Here is a 13,556-nt window from a genome sequence, read left to right as displayed (position 1 = left end):
GCTGATGTTCTACGTGCAACGCGATCAAAACAACGCTTTGGTGCGCGTCGAGGCGAAGGCCTACGCGGAAGCCACCGAGACGCTACCGGCGGATCACCATGAGATCCAGGCGTGGTTTGCCGGGGACGAGATCGAAAACAGCCTCAAGCAGCTCAAGAGCAGTGACCTTGAGATGATTCGAGTGCTGGATGACTTGATTCAGGTGCTGACGTCCAAAGGCGTGATTCGCATCACTGACTTGCCACCGGCGGCACAGGCCAAGTTCCTGGAACGGACCCAGGCACGGGCGGCGCTGGGCGGTTTGAGCGAGCTGATCAACGATGATGAAACCGGTTTGATCTGAACCGGGCACACCTCCTTCACGGTATCAGCGTCAAGGAGGCATGAGGCTTCAACGTTTTACTTCCAGGGCGCCGGTTCACCGACCAGTTGGCCTTGCACCCCTTCCACGCCCATCTCGCGGATCACCCGCAATTCACCCTCGGTTTCCACGCGCTCGGCAATCAACGGCAAATCAATGCTGTGGGCGGCCCGCTGGATCGCTTCGATAAAGATCCGTTTGTGGTTCTCCTGATCAATGGCGCGGATGTAGCTGCCGTCGATTTTCAGGTAGGCCAGGCCCAGGTGCGCCAGGTTGCCGATCATGCTGAAGCGCCCGCCGAAACGCTGCAGGCCAAGGCTGTAGCCGAGGTTGCGCATGCGCCGGATCATCAACTCCAGCTGGGTTTGCTCGGGCACTTGTTCTTCGCCGATCTCCAGGATCAGGCGCGGCCCCAGGGTCGGGTGCTGGGCCAGGCGTTCGAAGATGCGTTCCAGGGCCTGCGGGTCGTTCAGGGTGGCGGCCGAGAGGTTCAGGGCCACCGACTGGTTGTGCTGGGCCAGTTGCTTGATCACCAGGTCGAGCATCACTTGGTCCAGGCGCGCGGTCCAGCCAAAGCGCTCCAGCCACGGCAGGAAGTGGCCGGCGGCGATGGTCTGGTCCTGGTTGTCCAGCAAACGCGACAACACCTTGTAGTGCAGCACCCGCTGGGTATCGGCGCTGCTCACCACTGGCTGGAAGAACAGGCGGAAACGTCCTTGCTTGAGGGCATCGTCAAGCAGGGTATGCCAGCTGTGTGGGTCATCGCTGACGGTGCCGGCGGTGTGGTGTTCGAGGCAGACCCAGCTCTGGCCGCTGTTGGCTTCGGCTTGAGTGAGGGCCTGGTCGGCCAGCATCAACAGGTCGGCCGAGGCGTCGCCGGCGTTGTAGGGGGCCAGGCCGATGTAGGCCACGGTCTGCATGTCGGTAGCGCCGGTTTCGTGCAGGCTTTGCAGGGTGGTTTCCAGTTCCTGGGCCAGTTGCAGGGCTTCGTCACGCACCAGGCCCGGTGCGAGTACCGCGAACTCACCGCCACGGCTGCGGGTGATCAGGTTGTGGGTCTCCGGGTACTTGGCGCAGGTGCGCACCAGTAGCTGGCTGACGGCTTGCAGCAGTTGGTCGGTGCGTTGCCCGCCGAAGCGCTGGTTGAGGCCGGCGAGGTCGTTGACCCGCAGGATCAGCAGGTAGCCCGAGCTGTGCTCCTCCAGGTTGCTGACCCGGGAGTTGAGTTGCATCTCGAAATAGCGTCGGTTGGCCAGCCCGGTCAGGCTGTCCTGGTAGGACTCCACCCGCAGCTTCTCGCTGCGCTCGGTCTGTTCGTGGAACAGTGCCTTGAGCTTCTCCACCATCTGGTTCATCGCCTGCACCACACGGCGCAGTTCCGGGGTGCGCGGCAGGTCGGGCAGGCTGAGGAACTCGCGGCGGGCGATGGCGTGGGATTGTTCGACCATGTAGTCCAATGGCTTGAGTTGGCGACGCAGCAGCAATGCGCCGAGGATCGCGCTCGCCGCACCACAGAGCAGCAGCCAACCCAGGCTGCCCAAGGCGCTCTGCCACAGTTTGGCGAGGGCGAACATCGGGTGGCTGACCACCTCCACGCGCGCCGCCTGCTGCCAGCCGCGGCTGACGATGGCATCACCGCCGGCTGGCGCAAGGCCGATCATCTTCACGAACCAGGCGGGTACACCGCTGGCGTCGGGCTCGGCGGCGCGTTCCACCAGCACCTGGTCGTTGCTCAGGTCGATCACACGGATGCTGGCGTAGTAGCCACTGTCAAAGATCGAGCTGACCATCAGCTCGGTCATCGCCGGGTCATCGATGTTTGGCGTCAGCGACAGCGCCAGCGCGGTGGCCGCGTCCTGGGCGTGGGAACGCAACTGGTTGACGTACTGCGAGCGCGAGCTTTCCAGGCTGACCACGAAGCTACCGCTGAAGGCGACCACGAGAAACACACAGATAGCGATCAGCAATTGTTTGAACAGTGACATCGTAGCTCCTGTTAATTATCCGAACTGGCCGGAAACCCTTCGGCGGTCATTTTCTTCAAGACATCCTGCCAACGCGAGAGGCGCTTGGTGTCACCGACTTTTTTGTTGCCCGCAGCACCCGTCAGCCACAGCCCTTCACCGTTGAACGCGTAGACGGGCAACAAGTCCGTACGCTGGCTGGCGGGCAGGATCGGGTCCATCAGGCTGTCCAGTACCAGCGGCATCGCGTTGGGGCTGGCGTAGTAGGTCAGCACCATGTGCGCGCGGTTCTGGCGCAAGGCCTTAACGTAGGTGATCCGCAGCTTTTCCGCCGGTATACCGAGGTTACGCAGGCTGAAGTATTTGGCGATGGCATAGTCTTCACAGTCACCGGCACCTTTCCACAGGGATTGAATGGGCGTCGCCCAGTAATCAATCTCGTGCCACAGGTCGATGTCTTCCTCGTAGTGCAACTGGCGGTTGAAGAACAAGTTGACCACTTTGAGTTGCTCAAGCTCGCCGATCTGCTTTTGCGTCGAGAGTAATTGTTGCCAGGCATCGATGCGTTGACGCCCGGCACCCAATGGGCCGTAAAGCGACTCGGCGCGGCGGCTGATCTGGCTGAAATCCCAATCGGCAAGCAAATTGCCCAGCAGGCCGCCACCCAGCAGCAGGGTGATGGCAAGGCCGTAGAGAAACCGAGGGAATTTAAAGCGTATCGCCACTGCGAATATCCAAGCTTGCAGCATTGAAGGTGCGGCAATGGTGCGGTGCTGGCGGGTAAAAAACAATGGCACGGTGGAATCACGGGGCTGAATTTACGCGAACCAGGCGTCAGTAAAGTGACTATTTTCCGCTCATCTGAAAGGCTTGCGCGAATATCATCAAAATAATGACACTTGCCGAGCGCTGTCACAAAATGTCTCAACGAAAGCGCCTACAAAAAGACTGCGGTGAGCCCCTTTGTTTTCTTGCCGATCTCCCACGTCTTTATTCGCGCCGTGAAGGAGCTCCGGCCATGAGCCGCACTGATGATCTGCTTGCCCTGTTCGGCAAGAGCGTGTCCCGTGACCCGAAAGGGCGCAATGCTCGGCTGCACTTTTTCGGCACCGTTCCGTTCGATGATGGCACGCGCGTGAACATGAAAGACGGTTCACGTTTGGGCCCCAACACGCCATATGCTCACGAACAACCCCTGGCCTTTGACGAAACCGCACCGCGCCCGAACGTGGTCGCTGTGGTGTCCGTCAACGGTGGCGTCGGCCGCAGTACCCTGGTCACGGCCTTGAGCTGCGGCCTGCAGCGTTTGGGGGAGTGGGTGGTGGCACTCGACCTCGACCCGCAGAACGCCTTGCGCCAGCACTTCGGTGTGGATCATGAATTGCCCGGCATCGGCCGCACCAGCCTGGTCAACGGACCCTGGCAGAACGTGCTGCACACCGGGCTCGCCGGTTGCGAGGTGATGCCCTTTGGCGACACCGACCCCCAGCAGCAGGACAACCTGCAGCACTGGCTCACACGTGAACCCAAGTGGCTGGCGCAGCGCCTGTCGGTGCTGGGCTTGAGCGAGCGCCACACGGTGATCGTCGATACCCCGGCCGGCAATAATGTGTACCTGCATCAAGCGTTGAACGTGGCCGACATTGTGCTGGTGGTGGTCCAGCCGGACGCCGCGTGCCTGGGCACTTTGGATCAGATGGATGCGTTGCTGGCGCCCTATCTGGCGCGCAATTTCCCGCCGCGTTGTCACTTTGTGATCAACCAGTTGGACGAGCATTCGGCGTTCAGCCTGGACATGCTCGAAGCCTTCAAGCTGCGTCTGGGTGACAGCCTGTTGGAGGTCGTGCACCGCGATCCGTCCATCAGCGAAGCCCTGGCCTTTGGTTCGGACCCGCTGGATAACCTGGGCCAGAGCCTGGCGAGCGACGATCTCAACGAACTCTGTCAGTTGCTGATCCGCCCGAAAACCACGCCCTGAACCGCTTGTTAGACCCATGACACCAGATGCTTATGCACAATCGGTAGGTTGCGGTCGGGGGTAAACAGCGATTTTGTGGAGCTGTTCTCAACACGCCGCAACTGCCTGTTTTGCGTGCTTTTTATTCTGTGCACAAAAAATGACCAGCGTGGCTTTTTGCCTTCAGCGTAGGCCGCGACAGGCGCTGAAAAGAATTCATCAACAGAGTTATCCACAGGCTGGGCTGCGACAATTTTGCCCTTTAATCGCGCTCGGCAAGCACCATCAAGTTGCGCGGCGTCAGTGCCGGTTCGCAGAAACTGCCTACTTCAACCCGGTAGCGGTTTTCGATGAGAAACAGTGCCCGATCCAGCACCAGCCACAGCTCCAGCGGGCGCCGAAACAGACCACGCAGTAATTCCAGGTTCCTGACCTCGGCCAGGCGTTGCCAGCCGTGGGCTTCCAGTGCCGCCCAATCCTGTGCGCCTGTGGATAACCCTTTGAGGGTCGCCAGCTCCCGGCAGTAGTCGGCGAAGGGTTTGTCCAGCCAGGCGCTGGGCAATGACGGCGTGGGCAGGTAGTCGTCGCAGCCGCGCAGTTCACGTTGCAGTCGGTCGAAGCCCAGGCGCCGCGCCATGGAGCTGTCGCGCTGGCGGCGCACGCGGGCGCCGGCGGTCACGGTTTCGCTGAGGGGCAGGCCAAGGTCATCGATCGACAGCTGCAACGCCGAAGCGCGGCCCGGGCCCGACAAGGCTTGATAGCGGTCTGCGCTGATGCGGTTGTAGCAGCATGGCGCCAGTGCCAGTTGCTTGCAGCCAGCCGCGCTGGCGGCTTGCAGCAAGCGTACGTGCAGGTCGCCGCAAGCGTGCAGGGCGACGGGGGTGTGTACGGCGCTGAGCGGCACGTCGGCCATCACGTCTTGCAGGCGATGGGTCACGGGCAAGCCGTGGTGATCGCTCAAGGCTTGGCCGGCGGCGATCAAGGCCGGGTCATATTCCAGGCAGGTCAATTGTTGCCCGGTGTGCAGCAGGCGGCGGCCGAGGTGGCCCTTGCCGGCGCACCAGTCCAGCCAGTGCGTTGGCGTTGCCGCAAATGACAGGGCCGCACCGAAGGCTTCGATCTGTTGCCACTTGCGCCCGGGCACATCGACATTCAGGCGCGGGCGAGCCGGTTCAAGGGGCACCTTCGGCAAGTTATCCACAGCGCTGAGCGCGAGAGCCTGGGCGGCAAGCTGTGGAAAAGGGGCCGGGGCGGGCAGGTCGTGGGGCTGGTTGTGGGCGGTTTCGGCGTCAGCCAGCGAACGTTGGCGCAGCCACTGGGAGAGCGCGGGGTGTTCGGCTTCCCAGGGTAATTGCCGGTGGGTGAAGGGCCGTGGTCGCCACAGCCCTTGGTGTTCGATCAGGAATGCATCGAGCGCCGCGAAGCGCGCTTCAACGTCCTTGGCACGCATCGACGCGCAGCCAGCGTTCCAGCAGTTTGAAGCCGCGCACCAGGATATAGGCCATCAACAGGTAGAACAGCCCGGCGGCGAAAAAGATCTCTACCGGCAAGTAGGTGCGGGCGATGATCGTGCGCGCCATGCCGGTCAGTTCCAGCAAGGTCACGGTACTGGCCAGGGCGCTGGCCTTGAGCATCAGGATTACTTCGTTGCTGTAAGCCGGCAGGCCGATGCGCGAGGCGCGCGGCAGGATGATGTAGAACAGCGTCTTGGGCTTGGACATGCCCAGGGCGCGTGCCGCTTCGATCTCGCCCGGCGGGATCGCCTGGATCGCACCGCGCAGGATCTCGGCGATATAGGCGGCGGTGTGCAGGGTCATGGTGGCCGTGGCACACCAGAACGGATCGCGCAGGTAGGGCCACATGAAGCTCTCGCGTACCGCATCGAACTGCGCCAGGCCGTAGTAGACCAGGAACAGCTGTACCAGAAGCGGCGTGCCACGGAAGAAGAAAATGTAGGCGTAGGGCAGGGCGCTGACGTACCAGCGTCGCGAGGAACGGGCGATGCCCAGCGGGATCGCCAGCAGCAGGCCGGCGATCACGGCGATGGCCACCAGTTCCAGGGTCAGGATTGCGCCCTGGGCCAGTTTGGGCAGCCATTTGATGATCACGGCCCAGTTCAGGCCCAGGTCGAAATGCGCCAGCCAGCTGTAGTCGCCGCTCATTGGGTGCTCCTTGCAAAGCCGCGGGCGGCGCGTTTTTCCAGGAAGTGCATACCGGTCATCGCCAGTACGGTCAGGCCCAGGTACATGAAGGCCGCGACCATGAAGAAGGTGAATGGCTGCTTGGTCACGGTCACGCCGATCTGCGCGTGGCGCATGATTTCTTCAAGGCCGATCACCGAGACCAGCGCGGTGTCCTTCATCAGGATCATGAACAGGTTGCCCAGCCCCGGCAGGGCGATGCGCCACATCTGCGGCATGATCAGGCGGGTGAAAATCCGGAACTTCGACAGCCCCAACGCCACGCCGGCTTCGCGGTGGCCCTTGGGAATGGCGAGGATCGCGCCGCGGAACACTTCGGTGGCGTAGGCGCCAAAGCACAGGCCCAGGGCGATCACCCCGGCGGCAAAGGCGCTGAGGGACAGATCGGGGTTGCCGAAGAACTCGCCGAGGGCACGCATCAGGTTGACCGTGCCGAAATAGATCAGCAGCACCCACAACAGTTCGGGAATGCCGCGAACGATGGTCGAGTAAGCGCCGCCAAGCCATTGCAGCGGCTTGTACGGGGACGTCTTGGCCAAGGCGCCGGCGAGGCCGAGCACCAGCCCCAGGCACAGGGCGGTGAGCGCCAGCTTGACGGTCATCAGCGCGCCGGCGGCAAGCGCGGGGCCGAATCCGTAGAGATCGAAATTCATGGTGTTTTCATATCGCAAGGCATTGCTAAAAGCCGACGCGCTCAGGTGAGCGCGTCGGGCATACCGTTCAGATCATTCGATGCTGAAAGGGAAGTACTTGTCGTTGATCTTCTTGTAGCTGCCGTCGGCCTTGATCTCTGCCAGGGCTTTGTTCAGGCGCTCGCGCAGTGGGTCGCCCTTGCGGACGGCGATGCCGATCTTGTCGCTTTCCACAACCGGGTCGCCTTTGAACTCATAGGCGGAACCGTCTTTGCTCTTGAGCCATTCGTACTGCACGTACTTGTCGGCGAGGATGCCGTCGAGGCGGCCCGAGATCAGGTCGAGGTAGGCGTTTTCCTGGGTGTCGTAGAGCTTGGAGGTGGTGTCCGGCAGCTCGTCTTCCAGGTACGTACCGGCCAGGGTCGCGCGTTGTGCACCGATGATCTTGCCTTTGAGGTAACCGGCGTCGGTCTTGAAGTCTTTGGTGGCTTTCGGCGCGATGAACTGCAGCTTGTTGGAGTAGTACGGGTCGGTGAAGTCGACGGCCTGCTTGCGCTCATCGGTGATGGACAGCGAGGACACCAGGAAGTCGAACTTCTTGGCGTTCAGGGCCGGGATGATGCCGTCCCAGTCGGACACGTACACTTCACACTTCTCGACTTTCATCTTGGCGCACAGGGCGTCGCCGATGTCTTTGTCGAAGCCGACGACGTTGCCGCTGGCGTCTTTATTGTTGAAGGGCGGGTAGGCCGCTTCGATCCCCATCTTCAAGGTTTCTGCCATGGCCGTGGCGCTGAACGCCATCGAGACGGCGGCGGCCAGAAGGAATTTTTTATAGTTCTGCATGCATGTTGCTCCGTTAGCGGTTGCTGGACATGAATTGTTTGCAGCGCGCCGAAAGCGGGTTTTCAAACACCTGCTGTGGCGATCCTTGCTCCTCGACCAGCCCCTGGTGCAGGAACACCACTTCACTGGACACCTGGCGGGCGAAGCCCATTTCATGGGTGACCAGCAGCATGGTGCGGCCTTCCTCGGCCAGCGCGCGGATCACATTAAGTACTTCCTGGACCATTTCCGGGTCAAGGGCGGATGTGGGCTCGTCGAACAGGATGACTTTAGGCTGCATCGCCAGGGTGCGCGCGATGGCCGCCCGTTGTTGCTGGCCGCCGGACAGTTGCGCGGGGTAGGCGTGGCGTTTGTCGGCGATGCCGACCTTGGCCAGCAGCGCTTCGGCCACTTCGATGGCTTCGGCTTTGCTCTGGCCGAGCACACGGCGAGGGGCCTCGATGATGTTGTCGAGGATGCTCATGTGCGGCCACAGGTTAAAGTTTTGAAACACAAAACCGATTTCGCTGCGCAGGCGGTTGATCTGCTTGCCGTCGGCGGCCATCAGCTCGCCGTTTTTTGCGGCCTTGAGCTTGAGCTCTTCGCCGGCCACCAGGATCTGGCCCTGGTGCGGGTTTTCCAGCAGGTTGATGCAGCGCAGGAAGGTGGACTTGCCGGAACCGGAGGAACCCAGGATCGAGATCACGTCGCCGTCGCGAGCGGTCAGCGAGATACCTTTGAGTACCTCCAGCTCACCATAGCGTTTATGCAAGTTGCGGATTTCAAGCGCGGGCGTGGCCTCGGCCATGTGCGGTCCTCATTGTGTTCGTTGCGTGCTTGCTGTTGGGCCGCCTTCCTGGCGAGGCGCCAAGCTAGCATAGCGTCTGGATGGCAGCCAACAACGCTGCGGACGGTTGACGGGCTGTGTGCGGCAGGGTGTCGCATCGGCACAGCGGCGTGTCGCGCCATCTACAACCGAACAGCCGTTTGAACCGGAAAACCCGCAGGCTTCGCGTAAAAAAGGGCGCGATGGTGCCAGCTTTGGCCGGGTGTTGGAAGGGTCAATCGGGCAAACGGTGCTTATCAGCCCTGTTATGGAGCGTCACGTACTTTTTGTGTGTGTTTTTGGTGCGCGCGTTCGTTTAAAAGTGAGTCGCACGGTAACGCTATAGCGGAATCTCAGTGTTCTCAATGAGTTGCGACGGCTGTTGAATTGTCCTACAGCCCGCGTCAATTGCGGGTTTGTAACATTTTGGCGCAAATATTGCGTAAAAAATAAAGAACGCCCTGTTGGTTTCTTTTCACGAGAAAGAGCACAGGCCGGGCGAACCGTTTTCGCAATTCCTCGCAAAGGTGTGTCAATGAGTAGTACGCAAAGCTCCAATGACCTCGAACAGGGGCTCAAACCGCGTCACGTCACCATGCTGTCGATTGCCGGCGTTATTGGTGCCGGTTTGTTTGTTGGCTCCGGCCACGCGATTGCTGCCGCCGGCCCTGCTGTGCTGCTGGCTTATGCCGCCGCCGGTACGCTGGTGGTATTGGTGATGCGCATGCTGGCCGAAATGGCCGTGGCGTCGCCGGACACCGGTTCGTTCTCGACTTACGCCGACCGCGCCATCGGCCACTGGGCCGGTTTCACCATCGGTTGGCTGTACTGGTGGTTCTGGGTGCTGGTGATTCCACTGGAAGCCAACGCCGCCGCGACCATCCTGCATGCCTGGTTCCCGGACATTGCGATCTGGGCCTTTACCTTGGTCATCACCTTGCTGCTGACGGCGACCAACCTGTTCAGCGTGAAGAACTACGGCGAGTTCGAGTTCTGGTTTGCGCTGATCAAAGTGGTCGCGATCGTGGGCTTCGTGATCCTCGGCCTGGCGGCAATTTTTGGCTTCCTGCCGACCAGTCAGGTCAGCGGTGTTTCGCACCTGTTCGACACCCAAGGCTTCATGCCTAACGGCATGGGCGCGGTATTGGCCGCGATCCTGACCACCATGTTCTCCTTCATGGGTACCGAGATCGTTACCATCGCTGCCGCTGAATCGAAGAACCCTGGCCAGCAAATCACCAAGGCCACCAACTCGGTGATCTGGCGGATTGGTTTGTTCTACCTGCTGTCGATCTTCATCGTGGTGTCCCTGGTGCCATGGAACGATCCGACCCTGGCTGCCGTAGGTTCCTACCAGACCGTGCTGGAACGCATGGGCATCCCGAACGCCAAGATGATCGTTGACATCGTGGTCCTGGTTGCCGTGACCAGCTGCCTGAACTCGGCCCTGTATACCGCGTCGCGCATGCTGTTCTCCCTGGGCCGTCGCGGTGATGCACCGGCCGTGGCCAAGCGCACCAACAGCAGCGGCACGCCTTACTGGGCGGTAATGCTGTCTACCGGCGCTGCGTTCCTGGCGGTGTTTGCCAACTATGTCGCTCCGGCGGCGGTGTTCGAATTCCTGCTGGCCAGCTCCGGCGCGATCGCGCTGCTGGTGTACCTGGTGATCGCGGTGTCGCAATTGCGCATGCGCCAGAAGCGTACGGCGGCGGGTGAGAAGATTGTCTTCAAGATGTGGCTGTTCCCGGGCCTGACCTACGCGGTGATGGTGTTCATCGTCGGTACGTTGACCATCATGCTGTTCCAGGAAGCGCACCGGGTCGAGATCATTGCGACTGGCGTGTTGAGCTTGCTGGTGGTGGCGGCGGGGTTGATGGTATCGAGCCGTCGCAAGGCGCAGAAAGTGGGTGTTGCGGTACTCAATTGATGTGATCGAGTGCGGCGCTTGATTGCGCCGCAGTTCAAATGTGGGAGCGGGCTTGCCCGCGAAAGCAGGGTGTCAGGCACTGAATGTGTGGCTGATACACCGCATTCGCGGGCAAGCCCGCTCCCACATTTGGTTTTACGTCAGTCTGCTGAGTTGGCCAGTACCTGGGAGGCCGCCACGTAATCCGCCTGGAACTGTGGCGATTCGATCCACGCCAACGCAGCCGCTTCATCATCGCTATCTGTGGCCCATTGGCGATATTCGATCAGTGCCGCGAGGATAAAGTCGGTGGCTTCTTCTTCGCCTTCCTGTTCCAGCACGACCGCCAGCAGCGGGTGCGATAGGAACGCGGCGCACAATGCCTGCTGGTTGATCTCGCTGGCGGTGCGCATTTCTACGAACAACTCGGTCAAGTCCACCGATTCAAGGTCAATGCGACTGTCATCGCCGGCAAAGGCGTCCGGTTTGCTCGCGCCGGCGCGCTGGGAGCGGTTTTGCTTGGCCTTGGCCTTTGCTCGTTGGGCGCGTTTTTGCTGCTTGTTTGGCGAGGGCATGGGTGTAGCGTCCTAGGGTTCAGAGTGGGCTATTGAAGCGCAGGTTGTGGGAAATCCCAAGGGTATCCGTCGCCAATTGGCCGTTTTGCAGCCAGGCCAATGCAATCGGCCACAGGCGGTCCTGATACTCGCTGCGGAAAAAAGCGAAATGCCCGACCCTCTTCTCACCGATGTCTTCAGGCGCAAGCCGTAGGTGGGTGCGTTCGCTGTTGTCGAAGTAACCCAGTAACCGCTCGATGGCTGCTACGGTCCCAAATGGGTCATCGGTGATGCTGATGGCCAGTATCTGCGCTTGTACCTGGCTGAAGGGCAGTTCACGCAAGCCCCGCCCGCTGGGGCGTGTTTCATAGTTGGGTGTCGGGGTGCTCCAGTCGCGTACCACGCCCGCCGGCGTGTCCTCCATCCAGCCCAGGCGCTTGCCGGGGAAATATCCGCACAGCGCGGTCATCAGCGGCATTGCTACATGCCATTTGGCAAACATCTGCCAGCGCTGGCTCGTGGCGTAGTCGCGCCAGTACGCGAACTGCGCGCCGACCGTGACGATCCGCCGGATCACTGCGCCTGACGCTCCCAGCCCGGCCGCACAGCCGCCGAAGCTGTGGCCGACGACATCGATCGGCTGGCCTGGAAACTCCCGTTGCGCGCGCTGCAAGATCGCTTCGAAATCCAGCACGCCCCAGTCCGACCACGAGGCTTTGAAGCCCTTTAGCGAGCCGTGGCGGGATTCGCCGATGCCACGGTAGTCGTAGGTGATGACGTCGAGGCCGTTGGCAAACAGGTAGTCGGCGAAACGCGAGTAATAGCGGCAGCGCAGGGATGTGGCGGCGTTGATGATGACGACGGGGCGGTCGAAGTCGGTGCGCAGGTGGCGCCAGGTGAAGCCGCCGATGAGGTGGTTGTCGGCAGCGGGTTCCTTGAAGGGCGTGCTTTGCCCTGGGTTGCGTGTTGCGAGTGGTATTCGCGAAGAGGCGTCATTCAAGTTCATTGGTTTTCTGCCTATGTCGGTTTTTATTTTTTTAGTAACAGTTGGCCAGTTTGCCAGTACGTGTGTGCCATTCGGCGGCCCCACTAATCTCGGCGCTCACTGATAGAGCCATATATCCGAGAGGAACGACACCCGATCATGGACCGATTAGACTGGCAGGCACCCACTTTGGAGGTCTCTATGAGCATCCCACTTTCTCCCATCGTTTCAGAGTTTGAAACAGAAGAGCAGGCTGCCAGCTACGACCGTTTTGCCAATAGATCCATAAGCTTGTTGCCTTTGCGATCAGCCAGGGCGCTTTCATGACCCGAGACACCCTCGAACACAATCAGATCCCCCTCTACTTCATCACGGTCCTCCTGGCAGCCACCTTCGGCCTGCTCGCGCCCTCATCGGCCAATGGCCTGGGCGCACTGGTCACGCCCGCTATTGCCGTGCTGATGTACGCGATGTTCTTGCAGATCCCGTTTCTGGAGTTGCGCCACGGCTGGGGCAACAAGCGCTTCCTGTCGGCTTTGCTGCTGGTCAATTTCATCCTGGTGCCGTTGCTGGTGTGGGCATTGACCCGTGGCTTGGTCGCGCACCCGGCGCTATTGCTGGGTGCGTTGCTGGTGTTGCTGACGCCGTGCATCGATTACGTGGTGGTGTTTACCCATATGGGTAAGGGCGACTCGCGGCTGATGCTGGCGGCGACGCCGGTGTTGCTGCTGGTGCAGTTGGCGCTGTTGCCGGTGTACCTGGGGTTGATGCTGGGGCCGCAGCCTGGGGTGGTGGTCGAGGCGGGGCCTTTTGTCGAGGCGTTCCTGATGTTGATTGTGGTGCCGATGGTGTTGGCGGTGGGCACCACGGCGCTGGCGCGCAGCTCGACCGTTATCAGCGCGTGGAACAACGCCTGGGCCTGGTTGCCGGTGCCGGCCATGGCACTGGTGTTGTTTGTGGTGATCGCCTCGCAGATCACTGCGGTGGTGCGTGATTTCAGCCTGTTGCTGCCGGTGATTCCGGTCTACCTGGGCTTCCTGTTGCTGGCGCCGCTGATGGGCGCTTTGGCGGCGCGTGTCTGTGCGTTGCCGGCGTTGACGGCGCGTGCGGTGACGTTCAGCGCATCGACACGCAACTCGTTGGTGGTGCTGCCCTTGGCGCTGGCCCTGCCCGAGGGTGTACGCGGGTTGGCGGCGACGGCGGTGATCCTGCAAACCCTGATCGAGTTGGTCGGTGAATTGATCTATGTGCGTCTGATCCCGGCGTTGGTATGGCCCGTGCGTCGGTAAATGTGAGTCTGTTCAGGCGCTATTCAGCAGGGTGGCCGGCACCATAAGTCGGCACT

At 61.2% G+C, this 13,556-nt stretch carries 13 protein-coding genes; 4 read left to right on the top strand and 9 right to left on the bottom strand.

What is annotated here, in order from left to right:
• Positions 1-4 precede the first annotated feature (4 nt).
• The gene (locus IB241_RS11065; protein ID WP_192298427.1) at positions 5-343 is read left to right on the top strand and encodes a tryptophan synthase subunit beta; all 339 of its coding nucleotides are present in this window, start codon (positions 5-7) and stop codon (positions 341-343) included.
• A gap of 56 nt (positions 344-399) precedes the next feature.
• Here IB241_RS11065 and lapD read toward each other — a convergent pair whose 3' ends face one another.
• Together lapD and lapG are read right to left on the bottom strand one after the other, a co-directional pair.
• The gene (lapD, locus tag IB241_RS11060) at positions 400-2,346 is read right to left on the bottom strand and encodes a cyclic di-GMP receptor LapD (RefSeq protein ID WP_192298426.1); all 1,947 of its coding nucleotides are present in this window, start codon (positions 2,344-2,346) and stop codon (positions 400-402) included.
• Between the two features lie 11 nt (positions 2,347-2,357).
• Positions 2,358-3,074 (bottom strand): cysteine protease LapG, encoded by a 717-nt coding sequence (gene lapG / locus IB241_RS11055; protein WP_192298599.1) that lies wholly within the window; start codon positions 3,072-3,074, stop codon positions 2,358-2,360.
• Positions 3,075-3,343: 269 nt separating this feature from the next.
• On the opposite strand from lapG, the gene bcsQ reads away from it, so the two are divergent.
• Positions 3,344-4,303 carry a cellulose biosynthesis protein BcsQ gene (bcsQ, locus tag IB241_RS11050; protein ID WP_192298425.1) on the top strand — a complete coding sequence of 320 codons (960 nt, stop codon included), beginning with the start codon at positions 3,344-3,346 and terminating at the stop codon, positions 4,301-4,303.
• Positions 4,304-4,544: 241 nt separating this feature from the next.
• Here the strand turns inward: bcsQ and IB241_RS11045 are convergent, their stop codons facing one another.
• From IB241_RS11045 to IB241_RS11025, 5 genes are all read right to left on the bottom strand, one after another.
• Complete coding sequence (locus IB241_RS11045) at positions 4,545-5,732, bottom strand: methyltransferase (RefSeq protein ID WP_192298424.1); 1,188 nt, start codon at positions 5,730-5,732, stop codon at positions 4,545-4,547.
• Complete coding sequence (locus IB241_RS11040) at positions 5,713-6,402, bottom strand: ABC transporter permease (protein ID WP_025999969.1); 690 nt, start codon at positions 6,400-6,402, stop codon at positions 5,713-5,715. The genes IB241_RS11045 and IB241_RS11040 overlap by 20 nt, the downstream gene beginning before the upstream one ends.
• A gap of 38 nt (positions 6,403-6,440) precedes the next feature.
• Entirely contained in the window at positions 6,441-7,136 is a 696-nt protein-coding gene (locus tag IB241_RS11035; protein WP_053253867.1) for an ABC transporter permease, read from the bottom strand.
• Between the two features lie 72 nt (positions 7,137-7,208).
• A complete protein-coding gene (locus tag IB241_RS11030) occupies positions 7,209-7,961 on the bottom strand; it encodes an ABC transporter substrate-binding protein (RefSeq protein ID WP_192298423.1) in 753 nt (250 codons plus the stop codon).
• Between the two features lie 13 nt (positions 7,962-7,974).
• The gene (locus tag IB241_RS11025) at positions 7,975-8,748 is read right to left on the bottom strand and encodes an ABC transporter ATP-binding protein (protein ID WP_010213906.1); all 774 of its coding nucleotides are present in this window, start codon (positions 8,746-8,748) and stop codon (positions 7,975-7,977) included.
• Between the two features lie 553 nt (positions 8,749-9,301).
• Here IB241_RS11025 and gabP point away from each other — a divergent pair.
• Positions 9,302-10,693 carry a GABA permease gene (gene gabP, locus IB241_RS11020; RefSeq protein ID WP_192298422.1) on the top strand — a complete coding sequence of 464 codons (1,392 nt, stop codon included), beginning with the start codon at positions 9,302-9,304 and terminating at the stop codon, positions 10,691-10,693.
• Between the two features lie 140 nt (positions 10,694-10,833).
• On the opposite strand, the gene IB241_RS11015 is transcribed toward gabP, so the two are convergent.
• Positions 10,834-11,247 (bottom strand): hypothetical protein, encoded by a 414-nt coding sequence (locus IB241_RS11015; RefSeq protein ID WP_192298421.1) that lies wholly within the window; start codon positions 11,245-11,247, stop codon positions 10,834-10,836.
• 19 nt (positions 11,248-11,266) lie between these two features.
• Entirely contained in the window at positions 11,267-12,232 is a 966-nt protein-coding gene (locus IB241_RS11010) for an alpha/beta fold hydrolase (RefSeq protein ID WP_192298420.1), read from the bottom strand.
• 302 nt (positions 12,233-12,534) lie between these two features.
• On the opposite strand from IB241_RS11010, the gene IB241_RS11005 reads away from it, so the two are divergent.
• Positions 12,535-13,500, top strand: coding sequence for an arsenic resistance protein (locus IB241_RS11005; protein ID WP_192298419.1), 966 nt, complete (start codon positions 12,535-12,537; stop codon positions 13,498-13,500).
• Positions 13,501-13,556: the final 56 nt, after the last annotated feature.

The sequence above is a fragment of the Pseudomonas sp. PDM05 genome (assembly GCF_014851685.1).
Taxonomy (GTDB): domain Bacteria; phylum Pseudomonadota; class Gammaproteobacteria; order Pseudomonadales; family Pseudomonadaceae; genus Aquipseudomonas.
This window is presented reverse-complemented; position numbering and strand designations above follow the sequence as displayed.

Excerpts from the sequence above, each read along its gene's own strand:
- IB241_RS11065 (WP_192298427.1), top strand. The coding sequence starts at position 5 with ATGTTCTACGTGCAACGCGATCAAAACAACGCTTTGGTGCGCGTCGAG.
- lapD (WP_192298426.1), bottom strand. The coding sequence starts at position 2,346 with ATGTCACTGTTCAAACAATTGCTGATCGCTATCTGTGTGTTTCTCGTG.
- lapG (WP_192298599.1), bottom strand. The coding sequence starts at position 3,074 with ATGCTGCAAGCTTGGATATTCGCAGTGGCGATACGCTTTAAATTCCCT.
- bcsQ (WP_192298425.1), top strand. The coding sequence starts at position 3,344 with ATGAGCCGCACTGATGATCTGCTTGCCCTGTTCGGCAAGAGCGTGTCC.
- IB241_RS11045 (WP_192298424.1), bottom strand. The coding sequence starts at position 5,732 with ATGCGTGCCAAGGACGTTGAAGCGCGCTTCGCGGCGCTCGATGCATTC.
- IB241_RS11035 (WP_053253867.1), bottom strand. The coding sequence starts at position 7,136 with ATGAATTTCGATCTCTACGGATTCGGCCCCGCGCTTGCCGCCGGCGCG.
- IB241_RS11030 (WP_192298423.1), bottom strand. The coding sequence starts at position 7,961 with ATGCAGAACTATAAAAAATTCCTTCTGGCCGCCGCCGTCTCGATGGCG.
- IB241_RS11025 (WP_010213906.1), bottom strand. The coding sequence starts at position 8,748 with ATGGCCGAGGCCACGCCCGCGCTTGAAATCCGCAACTTGCATAAACGC.
- gabP (WP_192298422.1), top strand. The coding sequence starts at position 9,302 with ATGAGTAGTACGCAAAGCTCCAATGACCTCGAACAGGGGCTCAAACCG.
- IB241_RS11015 (WP_192298421.1), bottom strand. The coding sequence starts at position 11,247 with ATGCCCTCGCCAAACAAGCAGCAAAAACGCGCCCAACGAGCAAAGGCC.
- IB241_RS11010 (WP_192298420.1), bottom strand. The coding sequence starts at position 12,232 with ATGAACTTGAATGACGCCTCTTCGCGAATACCACTCGCAACACGCAAC.
- IB241_RS11005 (WP_192298419.1), top strand. The coding sequence starts at position 12,535 with ATGACCCGAGACACCCTCGAACACAATCAGATCCCCCTCTACTTCATC.